Raw genomic sequence first — 13,641 nt, forward strand, 5'->3', positions numbered from 1 at the left:
AACAGGTTCATAAGATTATTGTACTAACACTATTCTGGCAGTAGTAAAGATATTATATGATTGTAACAATTGAAAGAAATCTAATAAGTGCGTTGTTTTAGATAATAACTGTGTTATTTTGGCCAAAAAGCGCGTCTGCTGCATCTCGGTAGCCCCCCTTTAAAACATAAATCACGGTCTTATTTATTCTTTATAATAATAAAATGGTTCGGCAATTCTAAATTTTAATTCAATTGCTGTTTGGCCGCTTTTATCAATATAGCCTGAATATATTGTCTCCCGCTCTTCACACACGCCAATTAGTCCGCAAGAGAATTCAGGAGAAATGTCAGAAAAGAATAACCCCTGGTCACCACGACTTCGCACGAACCATTGTTTGTATATAAAGTCAATCACCACTTCATTGCGCTCGTTAATTACTCCCCAAAGCTCTCCTTTTCTGGCAACTGCGAATCCTTCTGAGAATTTCAACACTTCGTCAAATGGTCTTTGGGGAGTTTCGATTTTCGCCGTTACGTTCGTAACATTAGTTACGCTTGAAATTTGAAACTCGCCTTCTTCATTTACAAAACCACTCTTCCCGTCCAGGGTTTCTACAAATAATTTTCCATCGGTAAATCCTGCAGTAAAATAATCATCGCTTGTGCAGAAATGAGGTTTTGATTTAACTCTTCCGTGCAAGTCCATAAAACCATAAATATATCCGCCTGTATAATAATTTGCATTGCCGAATAAAATCAACTTTTCCGAAACAGGTTCAAACCAATTCCATTCTTTAGGAAGGTCAACAATCTTATTTCCGCTAGTGTCTATTATAAAACTATTTCCATTGGTAGCAGCAACTGAAAGTCCAAAAGAAAACCCCGATATACTTTCAAACGTATTTTCAATTTTCCATTTTCCGCTCCTGTCTATTAACCCCCATTTATTGTTAAGTGATGCAATACAACCCAGTTCGTTAAAATGATGAACATCATCGAACTCACAAGGAAAAATAATTTCTCCTTTTTTATCTATAAACCCCCACTTTTTACCTTTGTTAACTGCAGCCATTCCATTGTAAAAGCTTTTTGCATAACCGAAGGAAAAATCCGTTATCATTTCTCCTTCGGCATTTATAAAGCCATATTCTCCATTATAATGATTTTTCCAATTGTTACCTATATCAATTTTGCTGGGAACTTTTTCAAGGCAGGCAATTCCCTCCGCCCAGTTAAAAATATAATGGCAGATTGGTTCAAGTACATAATTTCCGTTAGGGTCAATAATGCCCCAAAAGTCCCAGTTAGGTTTAACTTTGGCCAGTCCCATTTTTTTCTTATCTGTCGTCATAGGTTTCGGTTTTGGTAAGGTCGATCGCTATTTATGTTCAATATTTCGCAAATAACTCAGTATATATCTCAGTCAGGTACCCGCCCCCATAACCAAGCGTTGCAATGTCAAGTGCTGTAAAACCATCTTCGTTTACTTTTGTTTTATCTGCACCATTAGCCAATAAAAATTCTGTATTTGAGATATCTAACTCATCCGTATAATTTATTGAAGTTTCAATTTCAGTACCAACGCTCACATGTAAAACTGTTGAACCATATGGGTTTTGAAAATTAATATCTGCTCCATACTTTAAGAGTTGTTCTACGTTACCTTTTTTTCCATGAGTATCCAGTATTGGAGTATTTCCATATTCATCAACTTTGTTTACGTCCTGGTCCAGCTGTAAACAATATGTTAGTACTTTTAAGTTGGCATGGTTGTGGCTTGCAGCATGAAGCCCACTGGAAACAAATTCAATACCTTTTGAACAACTTTCAGGAAAGTTCTTATCCAGGTATTCTACAATCTCTAACTTACAGCATTGCAAAGCCAGAAGAAAGCAGGATTGCTTGTATCCATCTTCAATTCGTTGCCGAATATTAACCCCGCTTTTTGTTAGTAATTTAATAATTTCAAATTGGTTGTTATGTTTATTGCCATTAGTTATAGCAGAATGAAGTGGATTTTGACCTCTATAAACTTTATTTACATTTGCCTTTCTTTCGAGTAAGAACTTCACTAAATCAATATTATCAACCGAACAGGCTAAATGCAAGAGTGAATTCTTAAAATAAATATCCTTACCAATCACACAATCTATATCAGGATACACAGATAAATAGCTATCGGCCATTTCTATCTGTTTAGAAAGGTCCTTCGTATTCCATATATTACTAAACTGTTCTTCCTGCGTCATTACTTATTAACGCTATTATATTGCTATTTATTTAAAAAAAGCCGATTACTGCACAATCAGCTTATACGTTGACCTCATCCCCTGATTGGTTGTTATAACTACATTATAAATTCCCTGTATATTACCCTTTATTATATAAGGAATGCTTTGCGTGCCGGCCGTGACAGCCGTAACGGTTTGCAGCACATCTACCAGACGTCCCTGTGCATCATAGATCCTGATCTCAGCCTGTTCATTCTTTTTCAATGCAACAGTTATAGTTACTTTGTCTTTCACCGGATTGGGATAGATGACCGTGCGTGTTATCTCTTCCTGCGCAGATGGTTTGTTTTTGGGTTGCAGGTCAAGTACGATCATACAATCGGCTGTTAAGGTGGCGCCGGCGCTGGCCATTACCTGGCTTTTTACATTGGCAACAGGTGTTGTATTAAGGGTATACGGCGGCGTAAATGCCGTGCCGCTTCCGGTTTTATTACCTGTTGTATTGGTATAAATATTATTCTGCTCAGTGATAGCCGTAAAGTCATTATTCATTTTATCAATAGGCTTAGCAACATTTTCAAACACGTTGCTTTCGATCAGCAGATCGGCTTCAAAACCTGCCTGTATACATTGTTTGGCAACAGTGCTGTTGAACAGGTTGTTTACTATATGCACCTTTCCGAACCGCACGCGGGGCATGCGGGCCACACATCCCTGCGCCCACCAGTTGTTTTGCATGGTAACGCGCAGGTGCCCCCGATCGGCTGTAGCGCCATCGCCGGAGCCAAACAGATCGCTGAACCGATGATCGTCGGCACCACCGGGCCCTCCGGCTATGGGCGCTTTGTTATAAATGAATTTGCACCAGGTTACGTTGATGTAATCACTCATATTCTTGATATCAAAATTACCATCGAGGCCATCCTGAAATTCACAATGATCTACCCACACATTGCTGCAATTATCGAGGGTCATGTTATCATAACCGTCTGTATCATACGCCCCGGGACCTTCCAGGATGAGGTTTCTGAAAATTATATTCGTACATCTTTTTACGTAGATGATGCCTGAATTATCTGCTGTAAGATCGGTTGACACCAGTTTGCTGCCGGGCATGCCGAAAATGGTTTTGCCGCTCTGGTCCTGGAAACTGATACGGCCACCCGAAGGGATGGTAATTGTGCCTGAAACGGCCACATTTTTTACCGAGGAAGTAGTAATAGCTGATTTAAGTTCTGCGTAAGTGGTCACCGTTACAGCAGTGGTAGTACCGCCACCGGTAACTCCACCATTCTGGCTGGCCCAGCCGGTAACGGTACATTGACTTTTTGCAAACGGACTGATAAGGCATAAGGCGCCCCCAAATAGTAAGGGTACGAACTGTTTTCTCATGTGAACATTTAATTTGCCCGCTTACTTCAAGTATGGTACCACATTGGTGGTATTGTAAGTTCCTAACCTACTTTTTTTATGCAAACGTTGTCGCAACCGGTAAAGATTGTTAATGGCGAGATATGTTGAACATAAAGGCAGCGTGCTCAGGTTTGTAAACTGCGGTACCGTTTGTCCGGCACTGTTAATGACCTTTACATTCGGTTTGCAGGCGGTAATACAATTAGTACCAATGGCATTATTATCTCACGGACGCTTCCATGTTCCAAACAGCCGGTCCCACAGGTTGGTATAAAAACCAAAGTTATAGGCTACATCTTCGTGGTGGTCGTGGTGAAAAGTAGAGGAGCCAAGCACATTGAATATAGGCAGGCGCCTTATAGCAACAGGCAGGGGCTTGATACCGAGGTGACCGGCAAGCCCGAATACCAGATTTACCGTAAGATAGATAATGATAGCCCAGATATTGAAAGCATAGCAAACGAGCAGCACCAACCAGAGTGCGCCAAAGGAGAGCGTTTCTATAGGATGCAGAATGAACAGGTCTATTGGTTTGGGATGTACGGCTTCGTGGTGCAGTTGATGGATCAGCTTGTAGAGCACTGTTTTGTGTATGAGAAAGTGAAAAAGGTACATCAGCAGGTCCATGGCCAGGAACAGCAGAAAAAAATCGATAATGATATGCCAGGTAATGGTTGTGCCGGTAACTATGAACCCTTTTTTCCAAAGCCAGTAACCAAGATAGGTAATGATTGTGTTGAGGATATTCGTGATGATGCAGATAAACCATTCACGCCTGTTGTCGACGTAAGGGGTAACCGTTGCAGGATCGTAGCAGCGCTGAATGAAGCGGCCCACCAGAAGGACCAATCCGGTAAGCAGCAGGTTTTCGGCCAGGAAGATGCCCCATACAAGCGTTTCGGGCAGCGCGGCAAAGGATTGCAGGAGGTTGTTCATAAACGATGCGGTAAGTTAATGCTCTTAAGTCGTTTTGTAAAATATGCATAAATAAAAAAGCCCCGATCAAATCGAGGCTTTTTTATTTCATTAAGCTGTCAAATTAGAGAATCGCGATTTTAGTTCCGTTACCAATCGTTCCCCTACCACCTGATATTTGGCCCTAACCTGAAGTTGCTTTTTTAGATTCCAGAGATCTGCAGCGTTTGCTGCGTATTTTAACCTATCATGAATTTCAAGCGCTAACCGGGTGCCATCAATATCGAATGTGATAATATGAACTTTGGGTAAATATTCTTCTGCCTGTTTCGCATATACTCCCAATTGAGATTTTAATACGCCACCATTTTGTAGTTGCGCTTTTTCTATACGCGAATTATCAAAGATCAAATGCTCTTCCAATTCTCCTTCGGTATCGGTTGTAAAAAAATGCAGTTCATTACCACTCAATACCCAATAAGCATCCGTTTCTACCCGGTAAAATTTTATTCCAACACCCGATAACGCTGCCCTTTTGAGACCGTCACCTACAAAGGTTTGCGCTTTACTGGCGGTGCTTTGAGGTATAGACGCAGCGCTGAATGCATCAATTGCTTTACCATTCATCCACTCATGAAGAAAAGAAAAATCCTGCTTCAATAACTCATCCTTGTATAAAGAATAATGCCCACGCTCCTGGTCAATATTTATTTCGGTTTTTGCAGCCTTGTGACGTTTGTTCATTATGACCATAAACACCACACATGCAATAACCAATACTACCGGGATCAAAAAAAGTATCGGGTCCATAAGTTACAGAACTAATGTAAGGTTTGGTTTAAACGGTTTTAGGTTCCACCTTTTCCTTTTTTGAAGGAATAGCTCCATAAATGATAAGACCAAGAATTAACAAGCCAACTAATTTACCTCCATATCTTGTATAGAAAGATAATTTGTTGATGCTTGCTTTATTTAGCTTTTGTGATGCTAAAATGGCATCTATCTCGTCCTGGGGTATATCATAATAACTATCTGCCTGTCCGTCGTAACCCACCAGCCTGGGTTCTTCGGTGATGTATAATGGAAGAAACCAGGCAATGTTATATTCCTTGTGAAGTGTAGCCAAATCAAAATATTGACCTTCCTTTACTTTGAATGAATCGGTATCAGGCAGGTCATACACTTTTTTTAATACTTCTCTTTCACCAAAAGGAATTTTAAGTTTTGCAAAAGCCGAGGTTGAGGAAAACGCAAATAGTAACACGATAAGAATTCGCATAGGGCGCATAGACATTTTCATATTTATTCAGGGAATTTGGTTTCTACTGTGATAGCGTATCGTATTATTTCGATGAAATAGTACGCACGGCTATAGAGCATTATAAAATCCTGCTTGTTTATCAAAACGCTTGCCAGTTGTAAGGCAATCTATTCTTGATCATTAACAGAGGGGCAAACAATTGCCATAAATGCCCAAAATACCCACTTGCGTTATTCCCTTGAATACACTTTCTCAATTAGCCCCGACAAACAACCTGCGCATACTATCAGGTCTGAATTTCGCTTTTTAATATGGTCAATTAGCTTTTGAGCACCATCCGAAATCTGATAATCCTGCTTCTTAAGCATTTCCAATCCTGCGACGCCATAAGCCTGTGTTTCACAATTAAAGCTTTTCAGCATATCAATCAGGGCTACGGTGTTTTCTTCATCAACCAGGCGCTCAATGTATTGCCCCTTTTTTGTTTTTGGCATACCGTCACCACAATGAAAGGCATATTCTTCAGGCAATGAAAGATCTTTAATTAGTTCTGCCGGAGTTTTGTGTGAGCGATAAAGTTTATTACGCTCCTCTAAGAATAGAGCAATCACTTCTTTATTGTAGTTGTTGTAGTTGATGCTTTTGTAGCCGGCAGATGAAATGGAGCTTAAAAAGATTGTATCATTCCTGCAAAGAAGGTCTATTTGATACCTCGCAAAATTCAACCTCAAATTGATCCGGCGGTGTTTAAAGCCGAAGTCAATATCCCGGTTGAAGTAATCGTTTAGGTTACTTCTTGAAGGTATAAACTTTGCTTTTAAAGTGTCTAACCTATAAACAAGATTGTTGCCTACCCTTTCAGTAGCAACAATATCCTGAATCAGGTTGAAAAAAGCAGCATTTTCTTTTGTATCCTGTCCCTGAACGAACAGTAAACACAAAAGAGAACAAAGAGTTGAACAAAGAAATTTAATCATACATTCATGATGCTAAAAACTGCCACTTTGCATAAACAGTAGTTTTGCAGATTCCGCGAACCTAATACCTAACTAAAACTCATTTATTCCTTCCTACGCTTTATGGCCCCTTTGCGCTTTTTTAAATACTTCTCAATCCAGTCGAGTGGCTGGGCGTTCCAGGTCAGTTCCTTTGTTAAACCGCCTTTCCTTGCAGCACTTACACCCCAACGGATATTATCTATCTCTGCAATGCTATGTGCATCCGGATCGATAGAGATCATTACGCCTTTTTCCATTGCATATGGCAGGTGCAACCAGTCAACATCGAGGCGATAAGGGTTGGCGTTCACCTCGATAATAACACCATTGGCAGCACATGCATCAATTACCTTTTTAAAATCTACAGGGTAACCTGGCCGAATCAGTAATTGCCTGCCGGTCATATGACCTAATATAGTTGTATAAGGATTCTCTATCGCTTTGATGAGCCGTTTAGTAGCTTTTTGCTCATCCATCCTCAGTAATTGATGAACAGATATGATCACCAGATCCAGTTTACCTAATAAGGAAGGATCATAATCTAACTCACCCGACACCAGAATATCACATTCAATGCTGGTAAATACCCTGAATGGTGTCAGCTTTTTATTGAGCGCCGTTATTGCCGCAATCTGGTCTATCACATCCTTTTCCTTTAACCCGCCGGCATAATGAGCATTTTTCGAATGATCAGACACCACACAATATTGATAGCCTTTTCTTTTGCAGGCATTTACAAATGCCTCCAGGCTGTCAACCCCGTCGCTCCAATCTGTATGGTTGTGAACCACACCGGTAATATCGTTTACCGTTAGCAGATGTTCTTTCCGGCGATGGAAATCCCATTCCACCAGGTCTTCCCGCATTTCCGGCTCTATATAAGGCAGCCTGGCCTTTTCATAAATTGCGGCTTCTGATGAAACAGCCAGCGCACCTTTTATTTTCTTCAGCACTTTGCTTACATGCGCTTCTACACCTGTTCTTCGAAACAGTTGTTCATAGAAACTGTCTTTGTTTGTATGATAAATAGTTACAGGAAGTTCGTCTAGGGTATGAGCATTGGTAATATCAGTTGTTTGCGAATCAATTACCAGCCACCGTTTAACAGCTGTTGTCTTTTTCAATTTAGCGGTGGTAACAGCCATAATAAGCTCTATACCCTCTACGGTAGTTGTTTGCCGGCGAATAGCACCGCAAAGACTAACCAGCTTTGATTTGAATAGCGTTTGTAATGCTTTTACCAACTGGTTACCGCTATCGGCAACACTTGCATAATGGAACAGCGTTTTTTGCTCGTTTAATGCTTCTATCGCTTTTATAATATTCTGTTGCGATTTTTCACCAAAACCAGGTATATCAAGCGTTCCTGCTTTACAAACTGCCAGCAGATCGTTAACATTGTCAATCTTTCCAATATGCCATAACGCGTGGAGTTTTTTGCCCCCTAATCCCCTTATTCGCATCATATCGAATAATCCGGGCGGAGTTAGCTGTATAAGTTCATCCAGTTCTTCAATGGAACCTTTTTCTCTTACTTCCAGGATTATCTTTACCGTTTCTGGACGCAGCTCTGCCTGTAGTTCTTTTTTTGACATGGTGGCCAGTTCATTGCCCAGCCTGCCTATATGGAAAGCGGCGCCTGATAAAATATGCGACAGGCGTTCGTTTTTACCGTGTAGCTGTAGCAATTCGGCATACAGGCTTAGCAAACGGCTTATTTCCCTGTTAGATAGCATACATAGCCCTCCTCACTTATCATCCATAATTTGTGCCAGGCAATATGACAAAAGGCCCTGTAAACGAAATCAAAAAAAATCCACACTCCGTATTTTCCGCATAAATCATTTTGTAAAGTATAAATCATTACCTGATACCGGTTTACATTTTATTTTTATTCCGATCGTTGTATTTCTACTACCTGCTTATCTTGAAATACTGTAAGAATCCCTAACAGTCAATACTTTAATTACTATACGCAGCGTTTTACCAGTAATACCCTACTTAAGCACGTTCCAATATTTATGAAAACTAACATTGCGCTGTATAAGATCAGCGTGGCCCTATGTTTACTGTTTTTTTTCAATAACATACAAGCCCAGCTCACTGCAAACTTTTCTGCTACGCCGGTAGCAGGTTGCGCGCCGCTTCTGGTTAATTTTACCGACGCCTCTACCGGTAATCCCGACCAATGGGAATGGGACCTTGGCAATGGTACTATCTCCTACTATCAGCATCCTTCATTAACCTATTTCAATCCCGGGATTTATACCATAAAACTTACTGTTAAAAAAGGAACTGCCTCCGCCTCAATAACCAAAACACAATATATAAACGCATATGCTTCGCCTGTCATCGATTTTACCCAATCGGCAACGGTGGGTTGTTTTCCGCTAAAAGTTTCCTTTACAAACCAAAGTATCCCTGGCAGCGGTAACGCCGTTAGCTATTTATGGGATTTCGGCGATGGCACTACCAGCACCCTGCAGCATCCCGAACATACATACAGCAGCACGGGGCAATACAACATTTCATTACGGTCGGTAAACAGTAATGGGTGTAACGCGTCTGTTACCCGGCTTAAAGCGATAGATATTCAAACAGGGGTAAAAGCCGCATTCACAGCGGGAAGCGCCACCAGTTGTAAAGCGCCGGCTACAGTACCCTTTACCAACACAAGCACCGGCACAGGGACCATGAGCTATGCCTGGGATTTTGGCGACGGCAGTCAATCCACAGCTAAAGATCCTTTTCATACGTATACTGCCGCCGGCCATTACATAGTAAAACTGGCCATAAAAAACAATAGTGGTTGTACCGATACATTTATTAACAACAACGTTGAGGTGGGCCTTAACGAAGCCAAATTTACTTCCCCCGCTATTAGTTGTGTAAGTAAACCGGTTACTTTCAGTAATTCATCGACAACCAATCCGGTAAGCGTTTTCTGGAATTTTGGCGACGGCGCTACTGCCACCGGCGCCTCGGTTACCCACGCCTATGCAGCCATAGGCACTTACCCAATTACCCAGGTAGTTAATTTTGGAAGTTGCATCGATACCCGAACCGGTTCTATTCAAATTATAAAACGGTCTGTCGTTGATTTCACCTCACCTGACAGGTTATCCTGTAAAGCCCCCTACTCTGCCGCCTTCCAGGCAAATGCCCCGGATGCAGTGGACTGGAAATGGGACTTTGGCGATGGCACCACCAGTACCGATAAGGCGCCTGTTCATATTTATAATACAGAAGGCTCCTTTAAAGTTTCGCTTACCATTACCAATAGTGCCGGTTGTAGCGAAACAATTGAAAAGCCTGGTTATGTGGTGGTGCAAAAACCGATAGTAAGAATAGTGGATATTTTTCAGGAAAGCTGTGTACCCTATAACTTCTCGCCCACCCTGGATATTAATTCGCCTGTAGCCATCATCAGCTATTTGTGGGATTTTGGCGATGGCACCACCAGTACCGATCCCAAACCCACCCATGTATATACGCAAAAAGGGCTGTATACCCTCAGCGTTACATATACAACAAAGGATGGATGCCAGGAAACCATCAGTAAAAGCAATCTGATAAAAGTAGGTAATAAAGTAACGGTGGCCTTTACAGCCAGCCCCTTGCAGGTATGCGCTTCGGACCCGGTTAACTTTACCGATCTTTCAAAAAGCATTCCGCCATCAACCGATAAAATAGAAGAATGGTTCTGGCAGTTTGGCGATGGCGGCACAGCCGACCAACAAAACCCTACCTATATTTATACAGACACAGGCCGTTTCAGCGTATCACTAACGGTAAAAAGCAATGGCTGTGCTTCGTGGATAACCTATCCTAATTATGTAAGGATAGCACCGCCCATTGCCCGCTTCAAACAAATAATAAGCTGCGGTAATCCTTTCTGGAGAGGGTTCGACAATACCTCCCTGTTTGACAGATCAATGGCACCTCTGTCTTTCCATTGGGATTTTGGTGATGGAACCACTTCGAACCTCGAATATCCTTCACATGTATATGCCGCTACCGGTAAGTATACTGTAACCTTAACAGTGGTAAATGGCGGCTGCCGTCATACCACCTCAACAAATGTTTTTATCGTTGACAATACGTTGACCTTTACGGCTACAAAAGACACCATTTGCCCCAATACAGACATTACCTTTAACATGACGATCAGCGATACCACCAACCTGATCTCAAAACATATTACATCAAACTATTCAGTACGCAGCTGGTTCAACCAATCTATTGTTACAGAAACCTATACTAAACCTGGCAACTATACGGTATACGCCGTAATAATTGACACCAATAAATGTCAGAAACAAATTGCCCTGCCGGTAAAAGTAATTAAAACCACCGCCGCCCTGGCTCCGCCCGCTGCTGCCTGTATCAATGCACCGGCTGTTGTTACCGATTGGTCGACTGTTGATGCGCCGCTTTCCATTTTTGGCCGAACCATAAATTATGGTGATGGAACACCCGATGAAATAAACCCTGTATCCTTTAGACATACCTGGTCACAGGCCGGCAATTATACCATTACGTTAAAAGTAACCGATAGCAAAGGGTGTACAGACAGCACTTCGGGAAAAATTCTTATTGCCGATCCGAAGGCAAGCTTTATGTCGCCCGACTCTATGAGTTGTACTTTAAAAAATATTGCATTTAAAAGTATTGGTGATCCATCGTATACCTATACCTGGGATTTTGGTGATGGACAAACCACCACCGGCGCCAACCCGGTGCATAGTTATAACAAACAGGGAACCTATAGCATAAAACTTGGCTATACCGATCAGTATGGCTGTCGCAATTCGTTTACCAAATTGAATTATGTTCAAATAAATGACCCCGTTGCCACCTTTTCAATCAGCGCCAATCAAAGCAGCTGTCCGCCGCTGGTAGTGAAGTTCTCCAGCACCTCACAATATGCTGAAAGTGTTGAATGGGATTTTGGTGACGGCAATACATCTAACCTAAACAGCCCTTCACATTTTTATACGTATCCCGGTGAGTACTGGCCCATACTGAAAGTAACCAGTAAGGGAGGTTGTGTAGATATTATTCACGATCAAAAAATTACCATCCTCGGCCCCAAAGGCACGCTAACTTATAATAAAACACCGGGCTGTGCGCCCCTTGCTGTGAATTTTACAGGTAATACCACCGATGCCGTATCATTTGTATGGGATTTCAATGATGGCGCCACAACTACAACCACCCCGGTCAATCCTACAACAGCACATACGTATGACAGGCCCGGCAGCTATTTACCAAGAATGATATTGAAAGATGCACAGGGATGCCAGGTACCCGTAGCCGGAAAAGATACCCTTTATGTTTATGGCATACAGGCCGGTTTTACTACAGACAAACAATCGTTGTGCGACAGAGGTTTCATTCAGTTCAATGATGCTTCTATAACGAATGATCTTATCACTGGTTATGTATGGACCCTTGGCGACGGCACTACTGCTACCACCAAATCGTTCTCTCATGAATACCTGGCCGTGGGCGATTACCCGGTAAAACTGGAAGTGACCACCCTGCATAATTGTAAACACGATACAGCGTTAACCGTTCCCCTGAAGGTAATACCATCGCCCAAGGCAGGCATTACCGGCCCAACCTCGGCTTGTGAACCTGTGAATTTTCAATTTGCCGGCAGCCTGTTAAACCTTAATCCTTATGCATTATCATGGTCGTGGGATTTTGATAACGGACAAACGGCAAATGTAAAAGATCCGCCGCTTGCTAATTACACCCGGGCGGGCAATTATAATGTAGCGCTAACGATTACCAATTCCTACAATTGCTCAGGAAAAATGGTTTATCCAATTGTTGTTCACCCGCTGCCTCCTATTGATGCAGGTAACCCTATTGTAGTTTGCCGCGATCAACCCAAACTATTACAGGCTTCGGGTGCTGTAAATTACAAATGGAGCTCAACCGGCAACCTGTCGTGCACCACCTGCAGCAGTATAATGGTGAACCCAACCTCAACTGTAAAATATTATGTAGAAGGGGAAAGTGCATTTGGTTGTAAGGCCACCGACTCGGTATTGGTAACAGTACAACAACCATTTACCGTTGCGGTCAATAACGGCGACACCATTTGTATAGGTGAAACCTACAGATTACAAGCCAGTGGGACCGATCTGTATAACTGGACACCGGCTATTGGATTGGATAATGCTCAAAATGCCAGCCCCATTGCTAAACCGCAGACAACTACCTTGTACCAGGTAATTGGAAAGGATAAGAACAATTGTTTTGCAGACACGGCGTATGTACCGGTGGTCGTATATCCATATCCTACAATAACGCTGGAGAAGGAAAAGACCGTAATCGTAGGCACTTCGGTGAAGTTGCAGCCAACGCTTTCAGCAGATGTAGTAAGCATCAACTGGTCGCCTGCCGACTGGCTTAGTTGCACCAACTGCGCGGCACCGGTAAGTACACCCAAACAAACCATTCAACATAAGCTGCAGGTTGCCAACGAAGGTGGATGTGTAACCGAAAGCTCTGTTACGCTTTTAGTAGTATGTAACGGAGAAAATATATTTATACCCAATACCTTCTCCCCTAATGGCGATGGTAATAATGATGTGTTTTTCCCAAGAGGAAAAGGCATTTCGTATATACAAAGGTTCCGCGTTTACAATCGCTGGGGCGAGGAAATATTTAAACAACTGGCCTTTTACACCAACGATGCTTCAAAAGGATGGGATGGTACGTATAAAGGCGCCCCGGTAAACGAGGATGTATTTGTATATGTTGTTGAAGTGGTTTGTGAAAACGGACAAGCCCTAACATTTAAAGGAGATGTTACGTTGATAAGATAA

General features: G+C 42.1%; 9 protein-coding genes. 1 reads left to right on the plus strand and 8 read right to left on the minus strand.

Annotated features, from left to right (window positions below):
* Window positions 1-183: 183 nt before the first annotated feature.
* From GGD38_RS12500 to GGD38_RS12535, 8 genes are all read right to left on the minus strand, one after another.
* A complete protein-coding gene (locus GGD38_RS12500) occupies window positions 184-1,332 on the minus strand; it encodes a WG repeat-containing protein (protein ID WP_375300508.1) in 1,149 nt (382 codons plus the stop codon).
* A 37-nt stretch (window positions 1,333-1,369) separates the two neighbouring features.
* A complete protein-coding gene (locus GGD38_RS12505; protein ID WP_375300507.1) occupies window positions 1,370-2,167 on the minus strand; it encodes an ankyrin repeat domain-containing protein in 798 nt (265 codons plus the stop codon).
* A 108-nt stretch (window positions 2,168-2,275) separates the two neighbouring features.
* Complete coding sequence (locus GGD38_RS12510) at window positions 2,276-3,604, minus strand: T9SS type A sorting domain-containing protein (RefSeq protein ID WP_375300506.1); 1,329 nt, start codon at window positions 3,602-3,604, stop codon at window positions 2,276-2,278.
* 246 nt (window positions 3,605-3,850) lie between these two features.
* Window positions 3,851-4,561, minus strand: coding sequence for a sterol desaturase family protein (locus GGD38_RS12515; RefSeq protein ID WP_375300505.1), 711 nt, complete (start codon window positions 4,559-4,561; stop codon window positions 3,851-3,853).
* A 90-nt stretch (window positions 4,562-4,651) separates the two neighbouring features.
* Window positions 4,652-5,350 carry a hypothetical protein gene (locus tag GGD38_RS12520; RefSeq protein WP_375300504.1) on the minus strand — a complete coding sequence of 233 codons (699 nt, stop codon included), beginning with the start codon at window positions 5,348-5,350 and terminating at the stop codon, window positions 4,652-4,654.
* Window positions 5,351-5,378: 28 nt separating this feature from the next.
* Window positions 5,379-5,819: a hypothetical protein gene (locus GGD38_RS12525; protein WP_375300503.1), complete on the minus strand. Its 441-nt coding sequence runs from the start codon at window positions 5,817-5,819 to the stop codon at window positions 5,379-5,381.
* A 212-nt stretch (window positions 5,820-6,031) separates the two neighbouring features.
* Entirely contained in the window at window positions 6,032-6,742 is a 711-nt protein-coding gene (locus GGD38_RS12530) for a hypothetical protein (protein ID WP_375300502.1), read from the minus strand.
* Window positions 6,743-6,861: 119 nt separating this feature from the next.
* Window positions 6,862-8,535, minus strand: coding sequence for a hypothetical protein (locus tag GGD38_RS12535; protein ID WP_375300501.1), 1,674 nt, complete (start codon window positions 8,533-8,535; stop codon window positions 6,862-6,864).
* A gap of 285 nt (window positions 8,536-8,820) precedes the next feature.
* Here GGD38_RS12535 and GGD38_RS12540 point away from each other — a divergent pair, with 285 nt between their 5' ends.
* Window positions 8,821-13,641 (plus strand): PKD domain-containing protein, encoded by a 4,821-nt coding sequence (locus tag GGD38_RS12540; protein ID WP_375303827.1) that lies wholly within the window; start codon window positions 8,821-8,823, stop codon window positions 13,639-13,641.

This window comes from Niastella sp. OAS944 (genome assembly GCA_024809215.1).
In the GTDB taxonomy this organism is placed as follows: Bacteria; Bacteroidota; Bacteroidia; order Chitinophagales; family Chitinophagaceae; genus Niastella.

What these genes read in the sequence shown, in the direction of transcription:
- GGD38_RS12500 (WP_375300508.1), bottom strand. Translation starts at nt 1,332, where the DNA reads ATGACGACAGATAAGAAAAAAATGGGACTGGCCAAAGTTAAACCTAAC.
- GGD38_RS12505 (WP_375300507.1), bottom strand. Translation starts at nt 2,167, where the DNA reads ATGGCCGATAGCTATTTATCTGTGTATCCTGATATAGATTGTGTGATT.
- GGD38_RS12510 (WP_375300506.1), bottom strand. Translation starts at nt 3,604, where the DNA reads ATGAGAAAACAGTTCGTACCCTTACTATTTGGGGGCGCCTTATGCCTT.
- GGD38_RS12515 (WP_375300505.1), bottom strand. Translation starts at nt 4,561, where the DNA reads ATGAACAACCTCCTGCAATCCTTTGCCGCGCTGCCCGAAACGCTTGTA.
- GGD38_RS12520 (WP_375300504.1), bottom strand. Translation starts at nt 5,350, where the DNA reads ATGGACCCGATACTTTTTTTGATCCCGGTAGTATTGGTTATTGCATGT.
- GGD38_RS12525 (WP_375300503.1), bottom strand. Translation starts at nt 5,819, where the DNA reads ATGCGAATTCTTATCGTGTTACTATTTGCGTTTTCCTCAACCTCGGCT.
- GGD38_RS12535 (WP_375300501.1), bottom strand. Translation starts at nt 8,535, where the DNA reads ATGCTATCTAACAGGGAAATAAGCCGTTTGCTAAGCCTGTATGCCGAA.
- GGD38_RS12540 (WP_375303827.1), top strand. Translation starts at nt 8,821, where the DNA reads ATGAAAACTAACATTGCGCTGTATAAGATCAGCGTGGCCCTATGTTTA.